Here is a 23,015-nt window from a genome sequence, read left to right as displayed (position 1 = left end):
TGATCCAGAGCTTAATTTTTTATTGATTTAATTCTTTTTCTATTTTATTTAACAAATCTTCTGGTATAGGATTTTCTTCACTATACTTAGGATAATCTATTTCCTTGCAGAAAATGTAAATATATTCTTCTAAAGTAGGTGCAGAGGAAAGAGGGTTAGTCATAGAGCGACGTTGTTTCTTAAAATTATAATCATCCATTTTTGAAAGAAAATCACTGTGGTTATTGGAATCTGTAATAATTAAGTCTGGATAGACTTCAAAAACTAAATCTGAATCTGGATTTTTTTCGCTTCCAATAATTTTTGCTTGGGGATAAAGATCTTTTGCTTCTTCTACTGTTCCACCAACATTTTCATAGCCAATTTCTTTTAAAATAATAGAAATATTTTTAGTTAGTGCCACAATATTATATTTTTCTTCGATTTGATTATCTTGTTTTTCTTCTGTTTCAACTTTTTCACTTTGAATAGAATTTTTCTGTGCTTCTTGGTTAGAATTTACACTTTCGCTATTTGTTTTTTTACAAGCACTAAAAATTAAGGGAAGTGTCAATAAAATAATGAGATATTTCTTTTTCATAATTTTGCCTCCTAGTCTCACAAAATATACTTTATCTTAATAACATAATATCATACAAAAAAAACAGGAGGATATTTTTTAAAATTTAAAAATTTTAGAGATTATAAAATAAATTGTAGGATAAAAAAAGTATTGGCAAATGTAAAAACCAACACTTTTTCTATTTTTATTTTAAATTTTATCAACCAATACCACCAAGCATTGCACCTGCTATTAGGGCAACTATGGCAGCTGTCACATATACATATTTTGCAAGTGGATAATACCAAGATCCAATTGGTTTTAATGCACCTTGGTTAACTGCAGAAAGGGCATAATCCTTTCCTGCAACCCAAAGGAACATTATACCAGCAAGTGCTGCTCCTAGTGGGCAAATGTAAATTGAAACTACATCCATCCAACCACTTACTATTGCTTGGATAAATATTGCCACTATACAACCAATTATATGAATAGTTGTTGTTGCAATAGGTCTTGAGAAATTAAATTTTTCTTGCAAGTAAGCTACTGGTGTTTCGTAAAGATTTATTATTGAAGATACACCTGCGAAAAGTACACAGACGTAGAAAATAATTCCTACGATTCTTCCAACAGCCATTCCGTTAAATACATTTACTAGGAAGATAAACATAAGTCCTGGACCACCAGTATCAAGTGGTGCATTTGCTGTTGCCATTGCTGGGATAATAACAAAGGCAGCAAGTAGAGCTGCTATTGTGTCAAAAACTGCTACATTTCTCGCAGATGATGGAATGCTTTCGTTTTTTGGTAGATAAGATCCATAAATTACTGTTCCATTTCCTGCAACTGATAAGGAGAAAAAGGCTTGTCCAAAGGCAAAAATCCAAACTTTTGGATCCTTTAATCCTTCTGGGTTTACTGTAAAGATGTATTTATATCCATTAGCTGCACCAGGAAGAGTAAAGATGTAAATTCCAAGTCCAACAAATAAAATAAAGAGGATAGGCATCATAATTTTATTTGCCTTTTCAATTCCACCAGATACTCCCATGACCATAATAGCAAAACTTGCAAGGACAGCTATAATTATCCAGATATTTGCACCAAAGGCAGATGCTGTTTGTCCAAAAGTTCCACCAATTACATCCATATCTTGACCCATTGCATAAAGTCCACCTGATAGGGATAGGAAAGTGTATTTAAAAATCCATCCCATTACACAAGTGTAACCTATTGCTAGGGCAAGGGAACCAAGGACTGGAATAAGTCCAATTATTTCTCCAAGTTTTCTATTTTTCCATCTTAGTTCTGTACATTTTCCAAAGGCACCAACAGGTCCAGCATCAGCTGATCTACCAAGTGCCATTTCAGAAATTACTCCAGTAGATCCTATAAGAGTTACAAATATTATGTAAGGGATCAAAAAAGTCATGCCACCATAGGTAGAAACCATTATAGGAAATCTCCAAATATTACCCATTCCAACTGCAGAGCCTATACAAGCAAGTATAAAGCCCCATTTGCTTTTAAAACCATCACGAGTTTTCAAGTTGTTATCCATAATTATTCTCCTTAATAGGGTAATTGCCCCTGTATTTCAAGGGGCTAATTGAATTTTGTTTTTTCTTTTACTCTAAATTATTTTTCATCTTCAGAAGGTTCATAAGTTTCTAGGAAAGCGTGGAAGTGACGCATTGGAAGGTTTTTACCCTTTACTATTCTAATATTAGGAATAGTAGCACGATCTTCATAAAGAGCCTTTACAGCTGCAATTACATAATCCATGTGTTCCTTAGAAAGTTGACTTCTGTTTACTGCAAAACGAACTACGTTTGCCACTTCAGCTTGTTGTTCTGGAGTTTTTAAATCATATTCCATTGAATAGTTGCCTAGTTCTGCAGTTCTAATTCCATAACGTCTAATTAATTCAACAGAGAAACCTTGACCAGCAAAAGTTTCTGGTGCTCTCTTATTGTCGAAGAATTCGTCCATGTTGATGTAAACACCGTGGCCACCAGCAGGAAGTACAACGCCTTTTACGCCAGCTTTGTAAAATCCTTGTGCAAGGTATTCACATTGTTTAACACGGGCATCAAGATAATCAAACTTAGCTGCTTCATAAAGACCAGCAGCAAGTGCCATAATATCTCTACCACTCATTCCACCATAGGAGTCATTTCCGTAAGAAGAAATTTGTTTAACCTTTAATAAAATACCTACATCAGTTTTAACTGATCCGTCTTCGTTAAAGTCAGAGAACTTCTTCCAGAATAATCCCTTATCTCTAAAGGCAAGAACGCCACCCATGTTTGCGTGTCCATCTTTTTTAAGAGAAGCAGTAAAACCGTCACAATAAGAGAACATTTCCTTTGCAATTTCTGGGATTGATTTGTCAGCGTAGCCTTCTTCATTAACTTTTATGAAGTAAGCATTTTCTGCCCATCTTGCAGCATCAAACATATAAGGTATTTCATATTTGTGAGCAATTCTTGAACATTCTCTCATGTTTGCCATAGAAACTGGTTGACCACAAACTGTGTTGTTTGTAATAGTTGTATAAATTAGAGGAACATTTTCTGGTCCTAATTTTTCAATTAATTCTTCCAATTTCTTTGTGTCCATGTTGCCCTTAAATGGATTCTTTTCATAGTGACCATTTTCAGGAACTTCCCACAAAAGTTCTTTATTGTATAAGTTTCTTGGGATAGATCCCATTTGTTTAATATTTCCTTCAGTTGTGTCAAAGTGTCCATTTGAAGGAATAGTATAAGTCTTTCCTGGTTCTCTTGCATTTAAAATATTTCTTACAAGTTCAAATAAAACTGATTCTGCTGCACGACCTTGTTGGATGATAAAAGTATTAGGTCTTTCCATTTGTGCAGAGCCACCGTTAAATAGTCCACCTTCATATTCGCAAAGGTAAACTTCGTTCATCATTTTTTCAACATCGTCGCAGTCAGTTCTAACTAGGTCAATAATTCTCTTTTGATCGTCGCCTCTTTCAAAGACATCTCTAAAGGTATCTAAGAGAACATAGTAGCCCTTGTTTCTTCCATAAGATTCATCACCCAAAAACATTGCAGACCATTGAACATCTGTCATGGCAGTAGTTCCTGAGTCAGATAACATATCGATAGTTAACATTCCTGCAGGGAAAGCAAATTCATTGTAGTGAGTAGCCTTTAGGGCTCTTTCTCTTTGTTCCACAGTTACATTTGGAATATTCTTTGTAACATAAGTGTAGGAATGTGGTATAGGTACGTCTAATTGATACTTTTTCATAAAAAACCTCCATATAAAAATAAAAAAAGTTATAGAGGAACCCCGGTCATCGACAAAAGTCGACTAGCGGACAGTATCCTATAGAGAACCCCGGTTATCAAAATTTTAAAAATTTCTTTCTTGATGAGCGGTCAGAACTCCAAGATAATATGTATTATCTATGAAATAGTTTACATTACTAGCAGAAAGAAGTCAATAAACTTGTAAAAGCAGGAAGTAAAATAAAAAATAATAATGAAATCGTTTTACAGTAGAAAATAAAAAATCCCCAAAAAATGGAGATTTAAAAAAATTTAAAATATTTATTTTTCAACTGAAGCTGAATAATTCTTTTCGATAGAGTCGTCAAGCATCTTTGTAAATTCTTCGTCTGTTTGATTTACATTAAGTCCTTCAGTTAAGGCTCTTGAGTAAGAAGCAATTACGCCTTTATTTTTTCTAAGTTTTTCGTTGGCATCATCTCTTGAATAACCACCAGAAAGAGCAACAACCCTAACAGTTTGATCAAAGTCATAAAGATCTTCGTAAAGATTTTCCTTTTCTGGAAGAGTTAACTTAAACATTACATAAGTTTCCTTATCTAATTTTTTAAGTTCTTCCACAAGATATTTTTTAAGGACTTCTTCGATTTCAGCCTTGTCCTTAGCGTGGATGTCAACTTCTGGTTCGATAATAGGAACAAAGCCTGCCTTAGAAATTTTCTTTGCGTAGTCAAATTGTTGTTCAACAACTTTTTTAATTGACTCTTCATTAAGTTCCTTTACAACAGAACGCATCTTAGTTCCAAAAATATTTCTTTCTTTAGCATTTTCAAGAAGTTCGTCAATATGCTTGAAAGGCTTCATAAGTTTAGCACCGTCTTTTTCTACATCAAGACCTTCATCAACTTTTAAGATTGGAACTATGCCCTTTTCTTCCCAAAGATAATCTCCAGTGTATTTGCCATCAATTTTGGAATTCATAGTAACCTTAAATAAAATTGCAGCTAAAATTCTATCAGATGTAAAAGCTTTGTCCTTTATAATTCTCTTTCTCATTTCGTGGACTTTATCAAACATTTCTTCTTCGTTTGAATAAGCATCTTCAGTTACACCATAATTTAATAGGGCTTTAGGTGTGGATCCACCAGATTGGTCAAGAGCGGCAATAAAGCCTTTGCCATTTTTCATTCTTTCAAATTGTTCTTTGTTCATTTTTACCTCCAAAAGTCTAGACTTCTAATTACTTCTAATTATATAATAAGTAGACAAAGTTGACAAATGACAAAATTTTGAGGTGAATATGAAGTATTACGCAGTAAGAGTTGGAAGAAAACCTGGCATCTATCACACTTGGGATGAGTGCAAGAGAGAAACTGTGGGCTTTAAGGGAGCAAGCTTTAAAAAGTTTTCTACATTAGAAGATGCCAAGGCTTTTATAAATGAAAAAGAAGAAAAAAAGAAAGAATCAGCAGAAAAAGATGAACTTCTTGTCTATGTTGATGGATCTTATAGGAATAAAGATAAATCTCACTCTTATGGAGTTTATATGTTCAATGATGAAGAAGAGTACACTTATTCAAAGAGATTTTTTAAAGATTCAGAAATGAGAAATGTGTCTGGAGAAATCAAGGGTGCCATGCGTGCCATGGAAGAGGCAGCAAAACTTGGCAAGAAAAAAATATATCTTCACTATGACTACGAAGGCATAAGATCTTGGGCTCTTGGATTTTGGAAGACAAATAAAGAAGGAACTATTAATTATAAAAAATTTTATGATTCCATAAAAGACAAATTGGAAGTAAAATTTATAAAAGTAGAGGCTCACACTGGTGTTGAGTACAATGAATTAGTGGATAAACTTGCAAAGGAGGCAAAATGAGAAAATCTTGGGATGAATATTTTATGGAGATAACAGAAATGGTGGCTACAAGATCCACTTGCGACAGAGCTTTTGTGGGTTGTGTTCTCGTTAATTCTGACAATAGAATAATATCAACAGGTTACAATGGATCAGTTACAGGAAATCCTCATTGTGACGAAGTTGGTCACACTATGCGTGATGGGCACTGTATAGCTACAATCCATGCAGAGATGAATGCACTTTTATATTGTGCAAAAGAAGGAATTTCTGTAAAGGGAGCAAAGGCCTATGTTACACATTTTCCATGCCTTAACTGTACAAAGGCACTTATACAAGCAGGCATTCGTGAGATAAATTATCACGAGGCTTATAGGATAGATGACTACGCATTAGAGTTACTTAAAAAGAATAAGATTTTATTAAAACAAATTTAAAAGTAAATATAATATTTTAAAATTAAATCTATTATATAGAAGAAAAATATACAGAAGAAAAACTCAAGCTAGATTATAAATTGAAAAATCTAATAGCTTGAGTTTTTTTATTAAGTGAATTTTTAATAAAAATTTTTAATACTTGTTTTATATAAAGTTACTTTATTTAAATAGTGGGTATTTAATATTAGTAAGCAATATTAATTTTATTTATGGATAAATTTTTAATAAAAGGAGGAAAAATGAAAAATTTTTTAGAAGAGTTTAAGGAATTTATTGCTAGAGGAAATGTAATGGACATGGCTGTAGGTGTTATCATAGGTGGTGCCTTTGGTAAAATCGTTTCAAGCCTTGTGGAAAATATTTTAATGCCGCTTATAGGTATTTTACTTGGTGGAGTAAATTTCTCAGACCTAGCTGTAACTGTAGGTAGTGCAGAAGTTAAATATGGTATTTTCTTACAATCTGTCTTTGATTTCTTGATTATTGCTTTAGTTATTTTCATTATTATTAAGCAAATTGCTAAGGTTTCTGAAAAATTCAAAAAAGAAGAGGAAGAACCAGCACCAACTGAAAAAGTTTGTCCTTTCTGTAAATCTACAATTGATATTAATGCAACAAGATGTCCACACTGTACATCTGAATTAGGAAGTGCAAAATGAAAAAGTGGGCATTAGTCCTCGAAGGTGGAGGAGCTAAGGGCGCCTACCAAGTAGGAGCCTACTTCGCCTTAATGGAAATGGGATTTGATTTTTCGAAAATAGTCGGAACTAGCATTGGTGCCTTTAATGGGGCCATGTTTGCCCAAGGGGATGCCTATGAATGTTTTAAGGCTTGGAAGAGTTTAGATTTTTCAGCCTTTGATAATGAAGTAAAAATTGTTCAAGAAGATGAGAATCTCTTGACAAAAGTTGTAGAAAAACTTCGTCAGCACGATATTAAAATTCCTGAATTTACTAGATCGCCTAATCCTCTTTATAGGTTAGTTGATCAATTTATAGATGAAGATAAGCTTAGAGAGTCTGATGTGGATTTTGGTTTGTGCACAGTAAATGTATCAGACCTTAAAGTTGAAAAACTTTGTAAGAATGATATTGAAAAGGGACTTTTAAAGGATTATATTATTGCTTCTTGTTATCTGCCAGTTTTTAAGTTAAAACCTCTTCATGGCAAGTATTATATAGATGGAGGTTTTGCTTCACCTGCTCCTATAGACATGATTGATAGTGGCAAGATGGATGCTGTTGTAGTAAGACTTCACAAGGATCCACCTAGGAGTGAAATTAAAGCTAAATATATAATAAAGCCAAATAAAAGCTTAGGATCAAGCATGGATTTTAACAAGGAAAAGGCCGATGAACTTATAAAAATGGGATACTTTGATGCTTTTAGAGAAGTTAAAGGCTTAAAGGGAGAAGATTTTTATATAATGCCTGTTGATGAAGAAGAGAGTTTCAAGTATATTTACAGACTTTTGAAAAATAAGGTTGAAAGGTCTGATAAAAAGCTTGCCAGGATAATTTTTGAAGATTATGCACCTAAGTTGGCAGAAGAATTTGAAATGTCAGAAAATTTTGAATATGATGAGCTCTTGTACAAGCTTCTTGAAAGAGAAGGTAATAGAAAGAAAATTGATAGATTTAGGATTTATACAGTAGAAGGATTTATGAGGGAGATTGAAAATGGATTTTGAAGCTGATAACTCTTTAGAAAAGATAAAATCTAAGTTTCAGAATAAAAAGCCCATGCCCGTTGATGTAAAAAATAGGTTTTCAGTGATGCTGCCACTTATAAAAAAAGATGGCGAGATTCATCTTCTTTTTGAAAAGAGAGCCTTCACTCTTAGAAATCAACCAGGTGAAATTTCCTTTCCAGGAGGACGAATTGAGGGTAAGGAAAGCCCACTAGAAGCAGCAATAAGGGAAACTTCAGAGGAACTTTTGATTTCAGAAGATGAGATAGAAATATATTCTGAAAGTGACTTTGTGGTCAATCCCTATGCTGCAATTATTCATACTTTTATTGGTGAGATAAAAAGAGATTTTGATGAAATTTCTCCATCAATAGATGAAGTTGAGAAGGTTTTTACTATTCCCTTGTCTTACTTTTTGGAAACTGATCCAAAGTCTTACAAGATAAATCTTAAAGTGGAAAGAAATAAGGAATTTCCTTATCACCTTATACCTAATGGAGTTAATTATAAATTCAAAAGAGGTAAGGAAGAAGTTCTTTTTTATGAATATAATGGAGAAATAATTTGGGGTTTTACGGCAAAGATGGCTAGAAGGTTTGTTGAAAATTTAAGATCCTAATTTATTTTATCTCCTTATGAAAATTTTATATTTTAATAATTTATTCAAGAATATTTAAAAATTTGTAATATAAATGTAATATTTAAATAAAAAGCCCTAAATTTCAAGCTTTAGGGGCTTTTTTATTTTTTGTGAAAAATAAATTAATTTTTTTAAAAATTTAAAATGGCTAAAATTAGCCTTTCGCAATGTTATTTACAAAAAAGTTACAAAAAAATTGACAAATTTAGTTTTTTTTAATATACTTTTATGAGGTTAGAAGAAGTTACAAAAGAGTAACAATATTTACAAACTTGTAACGTTATTGGAGGTTATATTTTTGAATAATAAGAACATTTTTAGGAATGCGAAATTTATATTAATCGCACTTGCCTTGGTATCTGTCTTAACAATGGGTTTTAGTACAGCTCTTGGCAATGATGTAGAATTAAATATCAATGGAAAGACTAAAACAGTTTTTACATATGAAAAGACAGTAAAGGACTTCTTAGATAAAGAAGGCGTAGTACTAAAGAACAAGGATCTTGTTAGTCCAAGTTTAGATGAAGAAATTACAAAGGACACAAAAATTGTCATTACTTCACCAAAGTCTTACCATATAAAAGATGGCAACAAAACTCTAATAGTTGAAGCTAATGGATACACTGTTTCTGATGTACTTGAAAATTTAAACATTAAGTTAAATAAACTTGATAGAGTTTCTCTACCACTTGATGAAATCGCAAAACAAGGTATGGAAATTAAAATCGATAGAGTAACTCAAGAAACTGTAGAAAACAAAACTGAAATTCCTTTTGAAACAGAAACTCGTGAAAACAATGAAATGTTTAAGGGTGACAAAAAGGTAATCACTAAAGGTCAAGTTGGACAAAAAGTTGAAAGTTTAAAAAACACTTATGTAAATGGAAATCTAGAATCAACTGAAGTTATTAAAAGTGAAATTACTAAGGAAGCTGTAAAAGAAGTTGTAGAAGTTGGCACAAAAAAAGGAAGTGCTGCTCCTAATGGAAAATCAGCTAAAAAGGTAATTGTTATGCAAGCTACTGCTTATGATCCAAGTGCAGGTTCAAAAACTGCTATGGGAACTAGAGCAAGAGTTGGTGCAGTTGCAGTTGACCCAAGAGTTATTCCACTAGGTTCAAAACTATATATCGAATCAATGGATGGCTTTGCAAGTTATGGATATGCTACAGCAGAAGATACTGGTGGAGCAATTAAGGGCAACAGAATAGATTTATTCTACAGCACTAATGCCGAGGCAAATAATTTCGGAAGAAGAAATGTAAAAGTTTATGTACTTGATTAATAGAGTCCTGGAAACAGGACTTTTTTTTATGGTTTTTTTGAAGGACTTATATTAAAATAGTTTAGAAAAGTCTTTATATTTATAAAAAATGAAAAGATTTTGTAAATATAATGTCAAAATTATTTTTAAAATTAACAAGTACTCATTTAAAAGAACCTACATTTAACTTATAATATATATGAGGATGGTTTTATGAAATTAATTGAACATGAACTCGTCGATAGATATATTTATTATTTGCAAAGATACATCCCTTATGACAAGCAAAAGGATGCCAAGGACGATGTTTTAGCTATATTGGGAGATAGACTTCCAGAAATTTATACGGAAGAAGATATAAAAAAAGAATTAAATAGGATGGGCAATCCCTACGAATTTGCAGGAGCTTATAGTGAAGCTGGTAATTTTTTATTAAGTGGGAAAAATTATGAAATTTTTCAAGCCTTTTTAAAGATTTTATCTCTTTCAGCTCTTATTGGAATAATTTTATTTACCTTTAATTATTTTAGTAGATTTCATGGGACTAGTTTATTTGACGTATTAAAAAGTCTTGTAATAAGTATTTTTGTACTTAGCGTGTTGCCTTCATGGATATGTGAAAAAATAAAAACCACAAAGATTTTAAATGCTTTGATGGAGGATTGGGACATAGAAAATCTCTATGAGTCCAAAAAGTTAAAGTTAGAAAACTATGAAATTGGTCTTCTAATTGTAAAATTTTCCATGTACTTTATTTTGCAAATTTATATACTTACAGCTAGTATAAATATCTCAATAGTTACCTACACTTTTGTCATGATTTTATTTTTTATAAATGTGCTTTCTGCAAATCTAAAATTTTCAGAAAATACAATCCTATCAAGGACATTGTATGTTGAATATTTTGTAGATATTTTCAGCATACTCAGTCTTATTATCATGACAAGCTATTTTATGCCAAGAGTCTTTGCCATTAAATTTATAATTCTATGTAATATAATTAATTTGATTTTAAATACTTATACTATTTCCAAATCAAAAAATATATTGTTGTCGAGAAAAAAGAGAAGAAAAAACAGAAGAAAAAACAAAAAAGACAGAGATTAAACTCACTGAGTAATCCCTGTCTTTTTTATATTGTCTATTAAGCTACATTGTCATTTAAATATTTTATAATATCTAGTGATTCATAAAGAGGTTTTTCTCCAATGAATAGGCAAGGCACTTGTTTTTTGCCGCCCTTTTCTATTAGGTATTCACGAGCTTCTTTGTCTTCGTCTATATTTTTTATTTCTACAGAATCAATGCCCTTTTCTTCCATAAAGCTTTCTACTTTTTTACAAAATGGGCAAGTTGTTCCTACATATAATGTTAATTTATCCATATTATCCCTCCAATCTTTTATTACCCAAATTATAATAAAGAAAACACTGCTAGTATTTAAAAAATAGAGCTTTTTTGGTATAATAACATAGATTCGAGGTGATTATGTGGGATTTTTAGACAGTCTCGATGGCAATTTAAATGACCTTGCTGGAAATTTAAATTATCTCAAGAAAAAACTTGTTAGTGAATCACAAGAAATAAAAAAGACGGCAAGACTTAAATATGAAATTTTAAATGAAGAGAGAAAAATATCAGAACTCTTTGAAGCCCTTGGTCGTCATCAATATAAACTCATAAGAGGAGAAGATTCTCAGCTTGATATTGATAAAACTTTATCAGAAATAGATAAGCACAAGTCAAGAATTTCTTCGCTAAAAATGGGTCTTGATTTAAGTGATAATAGGTCTTATATAAATTTCACTGATAGCAAAGAAAATTCAGGGAAAAGTGAGTCCACTTCTATTTTTATAAAAGACGATTTAGAAAGAGAAGATGACAAGGACTCAATAATTTTTATAAAAGAAGATGAAGATGAAAGTTAATAAAGAATTTGTTGAAATAGATGGAATAAAAACTGCATATATAAAAAGAGATGGCGGCGAAAAGATTGTAGTAATCCTCCACGGTTGGGGTGCATATATTGAATCAATTATGCCGATTTTTAATGCCATACCTAAAGATTACACAGTCTATGCTTATGATGCACCAGGTTTTGGAGATAGTGAAGAGCCAAAAGAAGTTATGGGAACTTACGATTATTATGAATTTCTCCTAAAGTTTTTGGATAAATTTGAAATTAAAAAGGCAACTTTTATTGGCCATTCCTTTGGGGGAAAAACTCTAACAATTTTGGGATCAAGAAATAAGGACTTAATCGACAAGTTAGTTATAATTGATGCATCAGGAGTTCTTCCAAAGAGAAAATTATCTTATTACACTAAGGTTTATTCTTTCAAGGCAGCAAAAAAGATGTATCTATTAAGTCATGGAAATGATGAAAAAGCCTTGGAAAAGTTTTATAAAAAACATGGGTCAGATGATTATCAGGCTGCTGATGGAATTATGAGAAAATGCTTTGTAAAAGTGGTCAATGAATCCACTAGAGAAGAATTTAAAAATATTGATGCAGAAACTCTTCTCATTTGGGGAGATAAAGATGATGCAACTCCTCTTTATATGGGTAAGATTTTTGAAGAAGAAATAAAGAATTCTGGACTTGTTGTCTTAGAAGATGCAGGTCACTATTCTTACTTAGATAAGTTTAATCAATTTAGTGCAGTTATTAATTCGTTTTTAGGTTAGGAGATTTTAATGGAATATTTTTTAGCAAGACTACCAATTTATATAATAAATTTTATAGTAATAGTCTTAGCTCTTTATTATTCTCTAATTAGATGTAACTATCCAATTCACATGCTTCAATTAGAGGGTTATGACAATGATGAGTACAAGACTTTTTTAAAAAACAATAAGGACAAGATGAATAAACTAGTTTACAAGATTGAGAAAAATCAAAAGACTCCTTTGGTTTGGACTGACAGGGCAAAGAGACTTTTGAAAAAGCACAAACTTGTAAATGATATTTCTTTTATAATTATAGTGATAATTTCTATTGCTATATTCGATGGCAGTGGCTCTTATGTAGCTTCAATTCTAGCAACTTTAGTTTTATCATTTTTAGTTTACTTTTACCAATATAAACTTTTGATATTATCAAACAAGTGGGCAAAGCCAACTGAAGATAAAATTAATATGGGTTTTTATACTTCAGCTCAAGAAAAAATTAGAAAGTATAAAAAAGAAGAAGGCTTAAAAGTTCTTGGAATCACAGGATCTTTTGGAAAGACTTCTGTAAAATTTATATCTGATACAATTTTATCTGAAGGACTTAGAGTTAAGAATACTCCATCTTCCTTTAACACTCCAATGGGACTTTCAAAGATAATCAACAACGAACTTGAAAGAGATAGAGAAGTTTTCATTGCAGAACTTGGTGCCAAAGTTCCTGGAGAAATTCACGAAGTTGCAGAACTTGTCCAACCTGATATTGGAATAATAACAGCCATTGGACCAACTCACATGCATCTTTTTAAGACAATTGAAAATATTCAAAAGACAAAGTATGAATTAATCGAAGACTTGCCAGAAGATGGGATTGCAATTTTTAACTATGACAATGACTATGTCAAGCCACTTGCAGACAAGACAAAAAAGAAAACTTATAGGTATGGTACTAAAGATTTTGAAAAATTAGATGTCTATGCCGATGGCATAAAGGTAAATGAACGAGGTTCTGAATTTATCCTCCACATAAAAGGAGCAGGAGAAATAAAATGCTCGACTAAACTTTTAGGTATCCACAACATTTCAAATTTACTTGCATCTGCGACAGCTGCTCACGTCTTGGGACTTACTTTAGAAGAAATTCAAAGAGGAATTTCAAAAGTTGAGCCAGTGGAACACAGACTTTCACTTATACCATCATCTAATAACACCATAGTTATTGACGATGCTTTTAACTCAAATCCAGTGGGCTTTAGGGCTGCACTTGATGTGTTGAGAGAATTTAAGGACCACAGAAAAATAATCATAACACCTGGTATGGTAGAACTTGGTGATATGGAAGAGGATGAAAATAGAAAAATAGGTCAAGTAATGGCAGATGTTCTTGATTTTGCAATTTTAGTTGGCAAAAAGAGAACTCTTCCAATTTATGAAGGCTTAAAAGATAAAAACTTTGACGAAGAAAAAATTTATAGAGTTTCTTCACTAAATGAGGCAACTGAAGTTTTAGCAAAGATTTCTATGCCAGGAGATGTCGTTCTCTTTGAAAATGACCTACCTGACAATTACAATGAGGAGTGAAAAAATGGAAAATATTGGTGTAATCTTCGGAGGAAGATCCGTTGAACACGAAGTTTCTGTAATTACAGGAATGCAAATTATTGAAAATATGGATAAGACTAAATACAATCCAATTCCTATTTATATTACAAAAGAGGGCAAATTTTTGTCAGGTGAAAGCTTAAAAAACTTTAAGGCATACAAGGATCAAGACTTTCACGATGGAGTTGAAGTATTTTTTAAGCCAGAGTTTGGAAATAAAAATTTATACTATGTAAAACACAATCCAAAAAAATTATTTAAGCAAGAATACGATTCAGTAGAAGTTTATGAAAAAATTGATGCAATATTTTTTGCTCTTCACGGTACTTTTGGAGAAGATGGATGTACACAAGGTTTATTTGAACTAATGGGAATGCCATACACAGGTTGTGGAGTTATGTCTGCAGCTGTTGGCATGGACAAGGTTGTGATGAGAAAAGTCTTCGAATCAGAAGAAATCCCAATGACAAAATACAAGTACTTCTATAGAGATGAACTTAAAAACTTAAAGGGTATTATTGAAAAGTGCAAGGACTTAAATTTCCCACTTTTTGTAAAACCTGCTAACTTGGGTTCATCAATTGGTATTTCAAGAGTAGAAAATGCCCTTGATTTATCAAAGGCACTTGAACTTGCTGCTCACTACGATAGAAAAATTATTGTGGAAGAAGCAGTTGTAAATCCTAGAGAAATTAATGTTGCGGTTCTAGGTTATGAAAATGACCTTAGAGTTTCTGCAGCAGAAGAACCTCTTGGATTTAAAGATCTTTTAAAATATGAAGACAAGTATGTCGCTGGTTCAAAGGGAGCTAAATCATCACAAAAACATCAAAATAAAAAGTTGCCTGCAGAACTAAGTCCAAGTCTTGAAAAAGAAATAAAGGAGCTTGCAAAAAAAGCTTTTAGGGCAATTGATGGTGCTGGAGTTGCAAGAATTGACTTTTTAGTTGATGGCGACAAATCTTTTGTCAACGAAATCAACACTCTTCCAGGTTCTATTGCCTTTTATCTTTATGAGGTAGATGGACTTATGATTAAGGATTTAATCACAAGATTAATTGAACTTGGTCATGAAAGATTTAATGAAAGATCAGAAAATAACTATTCTATTGATTCCAATTTATTTAATATGACAAGTTATGGAGCAAAGATTTAATGATTAAAGAAAAGATTTTAAAGCTTATCGAAAACTCAAAGCCAAGGACTAAAGATGAACTTATCAGGTCATTTAAAATTAAAAATAAAGAGAAAAAAGAATTTATAAAAATTCTCGAGGAACTCGAGGGAGAAGGGCTTATTTTCTTGGACCACAGGAATAAATACAGACTTGTGGATAATGAAAAATTCTTTTTTGGAAAACTTCAAACAAATGCCAAGGGATTTGGGTTTTTGATAACTGAAAATCTTGACGAAGATATTTATATATCAAAAAACAACCTAAACTCAGCCCTAAATGGAGATGAAGTTATTGTCAGAAGATATAGAGAAACTTCTGGCGACAAACCTGAAGGAAAGGTGCTTTCCATTGTAAAAAGAGGGAATACAAAATTTGTTGGAGTCTTTCAAAATAAGAGGGATTTTGGCTTTGTAATTTCTGATGAAGCAAAAATGGCAATGGACATTTACGTTCCAAAGAAAAAAATAAATGGAGCAAAAAATGGACAAAAGGTTCTTGTAAAAATTGAAAAGTGGCCAGAAGCAAACAAAAAACCAGAAGGAAGAATAATAGAAATTTTGGGCTATCCTGATGATCCTCATGTTGACATTCTTTCTGTGGCTGCTGGACTTGAACTTCCCATGGAATTTTCTAAGGCTTCTTTATCACAAGCTAAAAATATTCCACAAGAAGTTACTAAAGAAGAAATAAAAAACAGAAGAGATTTAAGAAATCTTGTGACCTTTACCATTGATGGAGCAGATTCAAAGGATTTTGATGATGCAATTTCACTAGAAATGGCAAAAAATGGAAATTATATTTTAGGTGTTCACATTGCAGATGTTTCTCACTATGTAGAAGAATATAGTCCCCTTGATGAAGAAGCTTTTGAAAGAGGCAATTCAGTTTATCTATTAAATAAAGTTATACCAATGCTTCCCTTTGAACTTTCCAATGGCATTTGTTCTTTAAATGAGGGAGTAGACAGATTAACTCTATCAGTTATTGCAGAGATAAATAAAGATGGCGAAGTAATAAAATATGACATTGTAGAATCTGTAATCAGGTCAAATAAAAGATTGGTTTATGAAAATGTGTCAGATTATTTGGAAAAAAATATTGTTCACGAATCTTTAAAGGGTCTAGAAAAAACCTTAGACAAGATGTATGAGCTTTCAAAGATTTTGCAAGATAAGAGGGAAAGAGAAGGTGCAATAGACTTTGATATTCCTGAAGTTATAATAGAAGTTGACGAAAGAGGTTGGCCAGAAAATATTCACAAAAGAGATAGGAGAACAGCCAACAAACTCATCGAAGACTTTATGTTAATGGCAAATGTCTGCGTTGCAAAAGAATATTATTTTAATAAAATTCCATTTTTATATAGAATTCACGAAAGACCAAAGGATGAAAAAATTTCTGAACTCAACTCTTACTTGAGACCTCTTGGTTATATGATAAACTTTGATGAAAAAGTTGAACCAAGAGATGTTCAAAAAGTTCTTGAAAAAGCAAAGGGAAGTAAGGAAGAGATGTTTGTTTCAACTATGACTCTAAGGTCAATGGCAAAAGCTAGATATTCAGAAATAAATGACATTCACTTTGGTTTGGCATTTGACTATTATTCTCACTTCACTTCTCCAATAAGAAGATATGCAGACCTTACAATTCATAGAATAATAAAAAAACACATTGAAGGAAATTTATCTAAGGGAGATATAAAAAATCTAAAGGTAACTTTACCTGAAATAGCAGAACAAGTTTCAAAAACAGAAAAAGTTGCCCAAGAAGCTGAAAGACAAGTTGAAGACATTAAGATGGCAGAATACATGTCAGAGCGAATTGGCGAAGTTTATGAAGGTAAAGTATCTTCTATCACAAACTTTGGAATGTTTGTTGAACTTGATAACTTAATCGAAGGTCTTGTAGCTTACAGGACTATGGATGGTTACTATGAATTTGACCAAGATCATTATAGGGCAATTGACTATAATACAAAAAAAGAATTCCATATTGGGGACGATGTAACAATAAAAGTTACTAATGTCGACTTAAATATGGGCAATATTGATTTTAAAATGGCAGGTGATAAAGATGAGTAAGGAAAAAAACAATGCAATAGCAAATAATAAAAAAGCCAGCCATCTTTATTTTATTGAAGACACTTATGAAGCGGGAATTGAACTTGTTGGGACTGAAGTAAAGTCCATAAGAGCAGGTCATGTTAATATAAAAGATGCTTATTGTGACATAAATAAGGGAGAAATTTTTGTATCTGGAATGCACATAAGTCCTTACGAACAGGGAAATATTTACAATGTGGATCCCATGAGAAAGAGAAAACTTTTGATGCACAAAAATGAAATCCTAAGACTTGAAAAAGTTAAAACTCAAGATGGATATACAATTATTCCCCTAAAAGTTTATCTTAAAAAGGGGATAGTAAAAGTCTTAATCGCCAAGGCAAAGGGTAAAAAGCTTTGGGACAAGAGAGAGACAATGAAAAAAAGAGAAGTTGATAAGAAACTAAGACAAGCACTCAAATACTGAGTGCTTGTTTTTTATAAAAATTTATTTTGATTTTAATTTTTTGTTTTCTTTATAATATAGAAAACAATCTAAGATGATAAATACACATGGAATTATAAAAAATAAATAATTGTCAATGTAAGAATAAGCGATATCAGATGATGTTGCTATTGCATCTATGACATTAAATGAAATTAAGATGATATAGAAATCATGTCCTATTATAGACTTTTTTATTAAAAATATTCCCAGTATGTTAAATGCAAGTAAGCTTATGAAATAATTAAGAGTATGATTTTTTCCGTCAAATTCATTAAAAGCTATGTGAATTATGCTTGAATAAGATACTTTATAAAGTAGATAGATTATTAAATAAATAGATAAATATTTTAAAATTTTTTTGCTTTTGTCATTCATATAAATCCCTTCTAACCTTAAACTACATTTGACATCTTCTATTTATAATATAATCATACAAAATAAAATAATTTCTTGCAATAAAAGAGAGAAAATTTATAAAGGAAAGGGAAAATTAGATTCATCTAAAAAACTTTAAATCTACTAGTAATTGATTAAAAGAAATTTTAATTTTTGGTATAATAAGCTAAAGGTGATTATATGTCTTTTATCGAAGTTAAGAATCTTTCAAAAGAGTATAGAATTGGCGAAAGATCAGTAATGGCAAATGATAAATTAAATTTTGAAATAGAAAAAAATGAATTTGCAATAATCCTTGGAGCATCAGGCGCAGGCAAGTCCACTTTTTTAAATATCTTAGGAGGACTTGACACTCCATCAAGTGGTGAACTTTTAGTTGATGGGAAAGATATTGCAAAATACAGTGAAAGAGAACTCACGACTTACAGAAGATACGACATGGGTTTTGTCTTTCAATTTTATAATTTAATTCCCAACTTAACAGCTCTTGAAAATGTTGAGCTTGCAAGTCAAATTGTTAAAAATGCAAAAGATCCAGTTGAAGTTTTAAAATCTGTGGGCTTGGGCGAGAGAATGGACAATTTTCCATCACAACTATCAGGTGGAGAACAACAGAGAGTTTCAATAGCTCGTGCCATTGCCAAAAATCCAAAACTTCTTCTTTGTGATGAACCAACAGGAGCTTTGGACTATAAAACAGGTAAACAAATCTTAAAACTGCTTCAAGATTTAACGAGAACAACAGAAACTACAGTGGTTTTAATTACTCACAACTCTGCAATAAAAGATTCTGCAGATAGACTTATTGAAATTTCTGATGCCAAAGTAAAAGATGTTTTTATAAATAAAAATCCAAGGGATATTATGGAAATAGAATGGTAGGTGGAGAGTGAAAGCTCGCGAAAAAGATAATCTTAGGGAGATAAAAAAAACTTTGCCAAGATTTATCTCAATTATGATAATTGTATTTTTAGGTGTCTTTGTCTTAATTGGTTTGATTTCCACAGGCAAGGTCATGAGAAATACAATAAATAATAAAATAGGAGAACTAAATCAAGAAGATATAAAAGTTTCTGTGCCCATTGGACTAGAAGAAAAAGATCGTGAAATTATTGAAAGTCAAGAGGACATAAAGGAACTTGAGTATGGATATGACAAGGACGTTTTTCTGGCAGGAGATCCAACTGTAATAAAAGTTTTAAATATGCCCTATGAAATTTCAAAGCCAGAAATTGTTGAAGGAAGGGATATAGAAAGTCCTGATGAAATAATTTTGGATTCAAGGATGAAAAAAGATGGCAAGAAAATTGGCGACACAATAACTTTTAAGGAAGACAATGACGATGATGAGGACAATGATTTAAAGAGGCTTTCCTTTAAAGTAGTGGGCTTTGCAAATTCTTTGGATTTTATTCAAGAAAATAATTCCACTTATTCTGAAAGAGGTTACGGACAAATTTCATATTTTGCCTACATTGACGATGGGAATTTCTCTGGAGATCCAACTCTTGCAAAGATAAAATTTTTGGGAACAGAGGGGCTTGTGACTTCTGACAAAGAATATACTGACTACATGGACAAGAAGATGAGAGCCTTAAAAATTGATCTAAAATCAAGACCCAAGGAAAGACTTGCATCTATTCAGGGAGAAATTTCTGGAGAAATAGATAAGGCGGAAAATAAAATTTCTGATGCAGAGGACAAGCTCACTGATGCAAAGGAAAAACTTCTAAAGGGTCGTGAAGATTTAAATAAGGGAAAGACTGATTACAAGGAAGGTCTTGATAAATACAATAAGGAAAAAGACAAGGCTGAAAGAGAAATATCAAAAAATAGGGATAAACTTTATAAGGCATCTGTAGAAATAGACGACGGAGAGAAAAAACTCCTAGATGGATATGAAAAGTTAAGCGATGGAAAGAAAAAACTTGATGATGCAAAATCCAAATTAAATTCTGGAAGAAAAGAATTAAGCCAAGGGAAAGAAAAATACCAAAAAGGTCTTGGAGAATTTGAAGCTTCAGAAAAAGCATTAAGACAAGGAGAAGACCAATTAGCTGATGGCAGGAAAAAATTAGATGACGCTTGGCAAAAAATTGAAGATTCTAGAAAAAAACTATCTGATGGCATAAAAAAATATGAAGACGGCGAAAGACAATATGAAGAGGGAAAAGAAAAGCTTGAAGATGGAAAAAGAGAATTAACAAGTAATATGGGAGCCAAGTCTTATGAAGATGCTGTGGAAAAAGTCTATGCCCTAGATAAAATTTTATCAAGTGCAGGAGATGTTGTGAAGAAACTTCCTACTATTGAAGAAGAAATAAATAGGACAAATGCACAAATCAAAGATCTTGAGGGAGAAATTTCAGGAATAGATTCTGAAATTGGAAGTTTAAGATCATCCTTAAAGGATCCCAATATTTCTGATGAAGAAAAGAAAAATATAGAAGGGCAAATTGCGGGGCTTGAAGAAAAAAAATCTGCCCTTCAAAAAAATGAGGCTGACTTAAATAAAAAATTAGAAATTCTAAATAAATCTAAAAAAGAAATTGACAAGGCAATAGAAGAAATAAACAAGGAAATACCTGATGGAGTCACAGGAAATTTAGCTGATTTAAGTGCAAAATTAAGTGAAGCTAAAAAGGGAATCCAAGATATTTCTGAAAACGAAAAGAAACTTGCACAAGCTAGGGGAAGCCTTGATATCAGCAAAAAGCAAATAGAAGAAGGGAAAGCCCAACTTGAAGAAGGAATTGCTGAGGCAGAAAAGGGAGAAGCAGAATACGCAAAAAGCAAAGAAGAAATAGAAGAAAATAAAAAGAAACTTGAAGATGCAAGAATAGAATTAGCTAATGCAAAAGATAAACTAGATGAATCTGAAAAAAAATTAAATAAGGGAACTGCCGATTATGAATCTGGGAAAAAAGAATATGATGAAAAATACGATGATTACTTTGAAGGCAGGGAAAAACTTTCTAGAGCTAAAGAAAAATATTTATCTGGAAGTGAGGAATTAAAAAGAGGAGAAGAGAGACTAGATAAAGAACTTAAATCTGGTAAAGATGAGTTAAATGATGCAAAGTCAAAACTCTACAAGGCAGAAAAAGACCTAAACAAGGGCGAAAGTGAGTACGAGGATAAATCCAAAGAAGCTGACGAAAAAATTGCTGATGCAAAAGACAAAATCGATGATGGAAGAAAATACCTCAGCTTGATAAAACAACCTCGTTACACAATTACACCTAGACATTTATCCACTGACATAAACACCTATATGGATTATGCAAAAAGAGTGGATGGCTTGTCCTTTATATTTCCAATATTTTTCTTTGCCATAGCCCTTTTAGTTTGCTTCACAACAATGACTAGGATGGTTGATGAAAATAGACTTGTCATAGGAGCTTACAAGGCATTGGGTTATACAAATAGAGAAATAGGCAAAAAGTTTTTCCTTTATGGATCTTTAGCATCACTGATTGGTGGACTAATAGGTGCAATATCAGGCTCCTATATCTTGACCTACATCATAGGAAATGCCTACTCCACTAAAACAATATTCCAAGATAAATTAATAATAAACATTTTTCCACTTAGGATAATTTTCGCCATAGCAATAGGATTTTTATTCACCAGTGTAGCAGCCATGATAACTGTGAATAAAAACTTGAAAGAAAAAACAGCTTACCTGCTTAGGGGGAAAGTTCCAGCTAAGGGAAATAGAATATTATTGGAAAAAATCCCTTTTATTTGGAATAAAATGAGCTTTTTATCTAAAGTAACAGCTAGAAATCTCTTCTTATCAAAAAAGAGAATGTTCATGACAGTAGTGGGAGTTCTCGGTTGTGCAGCTCTTTTAGTTTTAGGATTTGGAATATCAGAATCAGTAAGAGATGTAGAAAACTTACAATTTAAAAATATTTTAAAATACGACTTATCTGTCTTATATGACAGCGACTTAGACGAAGAAGCCTATGAAAAATATAAAAATTCTCTTAAAGACAAGAACATAAATTACACTGAAGCCTATGAAGAATTATTTACAGTTGATTACGATGAAATCGACCAGTCAGTTAATGTAATAGTCCCAAGTGACAAGAAAGAATTTAAAAATTATGTTTCACTATTTGACAAAGACAGTGGAAAAGAATTAGAACTTCCACAAAGAGGAGTGATAATAACAGAAAAATTATCCAAACTCAAAAAACTAAAAGTAGGAGATCCTCTAGAAATAAGAGATGTCTATGGCAATGAATTTGAAGTAGAAGTAGCAGGGATTAGCGAGTTTTATTTGGGTCACAACATTTATATGGATAAAGACTATTTTGAAAAAGTGACAGGCTCTGATTTTAAATCAAATACCCATTTAATAAAAGTGCCTAAAAACTTTGACAAAGACAAATTCATAAAAACAAGCATAGAAAATAAATCAGTCTTTAACATAGCAAATGTCGATGACATGAAAGATGTCTTAAACCAATTTTTATATTCAATAACCCAAGTAGAATTAATTATATTAATAGTGACAACAATATTGGAAGTTGTAGTCCTCTATAACCTTACAAACATAAATATAGAAGAAAGAATAAGAGAAGTTTCCACGATAAAAGTCCTTGGCTTTTATCCAAAAGAAACAACATCATATATCTACAAAGAAACCTATATTCTGGCAATAATTGGAATATTTATTGGACTCTTTGTGGGGAAAGTCCTCCACTACAGCGTCCTTCAGATAGTCGTTCCATTTATGGCTATGCTGCCAGAAGACTTGAGTCCAAGACCTTTTATCTTGGCGGGAATAATAACAGCCCTTGTAAACACAATAATAATGATTATATTCCACTTTAGAATAAAGAAAATAAATGCCCTAGATGCACTAAAATCTAACGAATAAAGTTTATGATTTAAGATTTAAGATTTGAAAATA

General features: G+C 31.8%; 21 protein-coding genes. 15 read left to right on the top strand and 6 right to left on the bottom strand.

What is annotated here, in order from left to right; all coding sequences use genetic code 11:
* Positions 1-19: 19 nt before the first annotated feature.
* The 4 genes from BN3657_RS00275 to BN3657_RS00260 form a co-directional block, all read right to left on the bottom strand.
* Positions 20-580, bottom strand: coding sequence for a hypothetical protein (locus tag BN3657_RS00275; protein WP_062551316.1), 561 nt, complete (start codon positions 578-580; stop codon positions 20-22).
* Between the two features lie 181 nt (positions 581-761).
* Positions 762-2,102 (bottom strand): sodium-dependent transporter, encoded by a 1,341-nt coding sequence (locus BN3657_RS00270; protein ID WP_062551315.1) that lies wholly within the window; start codon positions 2,100-2,102, stop codon positions 762-764.
* 77 nt (positions 2,103-2,179) lie between these two features.
* A complete protein-coding gene (locus BN3657_RS00265; RefSeq protein WP_062551314.1) occupies positions 2,180-3,823 on the bottom strand; it encodes a tryptophanase in 1,644 nt (547 codons plus the stop codon).
* Between the two features lie 302 nt (positions 3,824-4,125).
* Entirely contained in the window at positions 4,126-5,016 is an 891-nt protein-coding gene (locus BN3657_RS00260; RefSeq protein WP_062551313.1) for a fructose bisphosphate aldolase, read from the bottom strand.
* Between the two features lie 88 nt (positions 5,017-5,104).
* On the opposite strand from BN3657_RS00260, the gene BN3657_RS00255 reads away from it, so the two are divergent.
* The 7 genes from BN3657_RS00255 (at position 5,105) to BN3657_RS00225 (ending at position 10,803) form a co-directional block, all read left to right on the top strand.
* Positions 5,105-5,683 carry a ribonuclease H1 domain-containing protein gene (locus BN3657_RS00255; RefSeq protein WP_062551312.1) on the top strand — a complete coding sequence of 193 codons (579 nt, stop codon included), beginning with the start codon at positions 5,105-5,107 and terminating at the stop codon, positions 5,681-5,683.
* Complete coding sequence (locus tag BN3657_RS00250; protein WP_062551311.1) at positions 5,680-6,099, top strand: deoxycytidylate deaminase; 420 nt, start codon at positions 5,680-5,682, stop codon at positions 6,097-6,099. Before BN3657_RS00255 ends, BN3657_RS00250 begins: the two co-directional genes overlap by 4 nt.
* 242 nt (positions 6,100-6,341) lie before the next feature.
* The gene (mscL, locus tag BN3657_RS00245; RefSeq protein ID WP_062551310.1) at positions 6,342-6,761 is read left to right on the top strand and encodes a large conductance mechanosensitive channel protein MscL; all 420 of its coding nucleotides are present in this window, start codon (positions 6,342-6,344) and stop codon (positions 6,759-6,761) included.
* Positions 6,758-7,792 carry a patatin-like phospholipase family protein gene (locus BN3657_RS00240; RefSeq protein WP_062551309.1) on the top strand — a complete coding sequence of 345 codons (1,035 nt, stop codon included), beginning with the start codon at positions 6,758-6,760 and terminating at the stop codon, positions 7,790-7,792. Before mscL ends, BN3657_RS00240 begins: the two co-directional genes overlap by 4 nt.
* Positions 7,782-8,411 carry an NUDIX hydrolase gene (locus tag BN3657_RS00235; protein WP_062551308.1) on the top strand — a complete coding sequence of 210 codons (630 nt, stop codon included), beginning with the start codon at positions 7,782-7,784 and terminating at the stop codon, positions 8,409-8,411. The genes BN3657_RS00240 and BN3657_RS00235 overlap by 11 nt, the downstream gene beginning before the upstream one ends.
* A 319-nt stretch (positions 8,412-8,730) precedes the next feature.
* Positions 8,731-9,717 (top strand): 3D domain-containing protein, encoded by a 987-nt coding sequence (locus BN3657_RS00230; protein ID WP_062551307.1) that lies wholly within the window; start codon positions 8,731-8,733, stop codon positions 9,715-9,717.
* Between the two features lie 192 nt (positions 9,718-9,909).
* Positions 9,910-10,803, top strand: a complete 894-nt coding sequence (locus BN3657_RS00225; protein WP_062551306.1) for a hypothetical protein — start codon at positions 9,910-9,912, stop codon at positions 10,801-10,803.
* Between the two features lie 37 nt (positions 10,804-10,840).
* Here BN3657_RS00225 and BN3657_RS00220 read toward each other — a convergent pair whose 3' ends face one another.
* Positions 10,841-11,080, bottom strand: a complete 240-nt coding sequence (locus BN3657_RS00220) for a glutaredoxin family protein (RefSeq protein WP_062551305.1) — start codon at positions 11,078-11,080, stop codon at positions 10,841-10,843.
* A 106-nt stretch (positions 11,081-11,186) separates the two neighbouring features.
* On the opposite strand from BN3657_RS00220, the gene BN3657_RS00215 reads away from it, so the two are divergent.
* From BN3657_RS00215 to smpB, 6 genes are read left to right on the top strand one after another with little or no spacing between them, the layout of a single operon-like run.
* Entirely contained in the window at positions 11,187-11,624 is a 438-nt protein-coding gene (locus BN3657_RS00215) for a hypothetical protein (protein ID WP_019138756.1), read from the top strand.
* On the top strand, positions 11,614-12,384 hold the full coding sequence (locus BN3657_RS00210) for an alpha/beta fold hydrolase (RefSeq protein WP_062551304.1): 771 nt from the start codon (positions 11,614-11,616) through the stop codon (positions 12,382-12,384). The genes BN3657_RS00215 and BN3657_RS00210 overlap by 11 nt, the downstream gene beginning before the upstream one ends.
* 9 nt (positions 12,385-12,393) lie before the next feature.
* On the top strand, positions 12,394-13,947 hold the full coding sequence (locus BN3657_RS00205; RefSeq protein WP_062551303.1) for a UDP-N-acetylmuramoyl-tripeptide--D-alanyl-D-alanine ligase: 1,554 nt from the start codon (positions 12,394-12,396) through the stop codon (positions 13,945-13,947).
* Between the two features lie 4 nt (positions 13,948-13,951).
* Positions 13,952-15,124 (top strand): D-alanine--D-alanine ligase family protein, encoded by a 1,173-nt coding sequence (locus BN3657_RS00200; RefSeq protein WP_062551302.1) that lies wholly within the window; start codon positions 13,952-13,954, stop codon positions 15,122-15,124.
* On the top strand, positions 15,124-17,226 hold the full coding sequence (rnr, locus tag BN3657_RS00195) for a ribonuclease R (RefSeq protein ID WP_062551301.1): 2,103 nt from the start codon (positions 15,124-15,126) through the stop codon (positions 17,224-17,226). Before BN3657_RS00200 ends, rnr begins: the two co-directional genes overlap by 1 nt.
* Positions 17,219-17,674, top strand: a complete 456-nt coding sequence (gene smpB, locus BN3657_RS00190; protein ID WP_062551300.1) for an SsrA-binding protein SmpB — start codon at positions 17,219-17,221, stop codon at positions 17,672-17,674. The genes rnr and smpB overlap by 8 nt, the downstream gene beginning before the upstream one ends.
* 21 nt (positions 17,675-17,695) lie before the next feature.
* Here the strand turns inward: smpB and BN3657_RS00185 are convergent, their stop codons facing one another.
* Positions 17,696-18,070 (bottom strand): hypothetical protein, encoded by a 375-nt coding sequence (locus tag BN3657_RS00185; protein ID WP_062551299.1) that lies wholly within the window; start codon positions 18,068-18,070, stop codon positions 17,696-17,698.
* A 201-nt stretch (positions 18,071-18,271) separates the two neighbouring features.
* Here BN3657_RS00185 and BN3657_RS00180 point away from each other — a divergent pair, with 201 nt between their 5' ends.
* On the top strand, positions 18,272-18,973 hold the full coding sequence (locus BN3657_RS00180; RefSeq protein ID WP_019138750.1) for an ABC transporter ATP-binding protein: 702 nt from the start codon (positions 18,272-18,274) through the stop codon (positions 18,971-18,973).
* Between the two features lie 7 nt (positions 18,974-18,980).
* Complete coding sequence (locus BN3657_RS00175; RefSeq protein WP_062551298.1) at positions 18,981-22,982, top strand: FtsX-like permease family protein; 4,002 nt, start codon at positions 18,981-18,983, stop codon at positions 22,980-22,982.
* Positions 22,983-23,015 lie beyond the last annotated feature (33 nt).

The sequence above is a fragment of the Peptoniphilus phoceensis genome (genome assembly GCF_001517665.2).
In the GTDB taxonomy this organism is placed as follows: Bacteria; Bacillota; Clostridia; order Tissierellales; family Peptoniphilaceae; genus Peptoniphilus_A; species Peptoniphilus_A timonensis.
This window is presented reverse-complemented; position numbering and strand designations above follow the sequence as displayed.

Bases quoted from the DNA above. Each gene is read 5' to 3' on its own strand.
- BN3657_RS00220 (WP_062551305.1), bottom strand. From the start codon at position 11,080: ATGGATAAATTAACATTATATGTAGGAACAACTTGCCCATTTTGTAAA.
- BN3657_RS00235 (WP_062551308.1), top strand. From the start codon at position 7,782: ATGGATTTTGAAGCTGATAACTCTTTAGAAAAGATAAAATCTAAGTTT.
- BN3657_RS00200 (WP_062551302.1), top strand. From the start codon at position 13,952: ATGGAAAATATTGGTGTAATCTTCGGAGGAAGATCCGTTGAACACGAA.
- BN3657_RS00225 (WP_062551306.1), top strand. From the start codon at position 9,910: ATGAAATTAATTGAACATGAACTCGTCGATAGATATATTTATTATTTG.
- BN3657_RS00275 (WP_062551316.1), bottom strand. From the start codon at position 580: ATGAAAAAGAAATATCTCATTATTTTATTGACACTTCCCTTAATTTTT.
- BN3657_RS00210 (WP_062551304.1), top strand. From the start codon at position 11,614: ATGAAAGTTAATAAAGAATTTGTTGAAATAGATGGAATAAAAACTGCA.
- BN3657_RS00270 (WP_062551315.1), bottom strand. From the start codon at position 2,102: ATGGATAACAACTTGAAAACTCGTGATGGTTTTAAAAGCAAATGGGGC.
- BN3657_RS00240 (WP_062551309.1), top strand. From the start codon at position 6,758: ATGAAAAAGTGGGCATTAGTCCTCGAAGGTGGAGGAGCTAAGGGCGCC.
- rnr (WP_062551301.1), top strand. From the start codon at position 15,124: ATGATTAAAGAAAAGATTTTAAAGCTTATCGAAAACTCAAAGCCAAGG.
- BN3657_RS00185 (WP_062551299.1), bottom strand. From the start codon at position 18,070: ATGAATGACAAAAGCAAAAAAATTTTAAAATATTTATCTATTTATTTA.
- BN3657_RS00250 (WP_062551311.1), top strand. From the start codon at position 5,680: ATGAGAAAATCTTGGGATGAATATTTTATGGAGATAACAGAAATGGTG.
- mscL (WP_062551310.1), top strand. From the start codon at position 6,342: ATGAAAAATTTTTTAGAAGAGTTTAAGGAATTTATTGCTAGAGGAAAT.
- BN3657_RS00180 (WP_019138750.1), top strand. From the start codon at position 18,272: ATGTCTTTTATCGAAGTTAAGAATCTTTCAAAAGAGTATAGAATTGGC.
- smpB (WP_062551300.1), top strand. From the start codon at position 17,219: ATGAGTAAGGAAAAAAACAATGCAATAGCAAATAATAAAAAAGCCAGC.
- BN3657_RS00265 (WP_062551314.1), bottom strand. From the start codon at position 3,823: ATGAAAAAGTATCAATTAGACGTACCTATACCACATTCCTACACTTAT.
- BN3657_RS00255 (WP_062551312.1), top strand. From the start codon at position 5,105: ATGAAGTATTACGCAGTAAGAGTTGGAAGAAAACCTGGCATCTATCAC.
- BN3657_RS00205 (WP_062551303.1), top strand. From the start codon at position 12,394: ATGGAATATTTTTTAGCAAGACTACCAATTTATATAATAAATTTTATA.
- BN3657_RS00260 (WP_062551313.1), bottom strand. From the start codon at position 5,016: ATGAACAAAGAACAATTTGAAAGAATGAAAAATGGCAAAGGCTTTATT.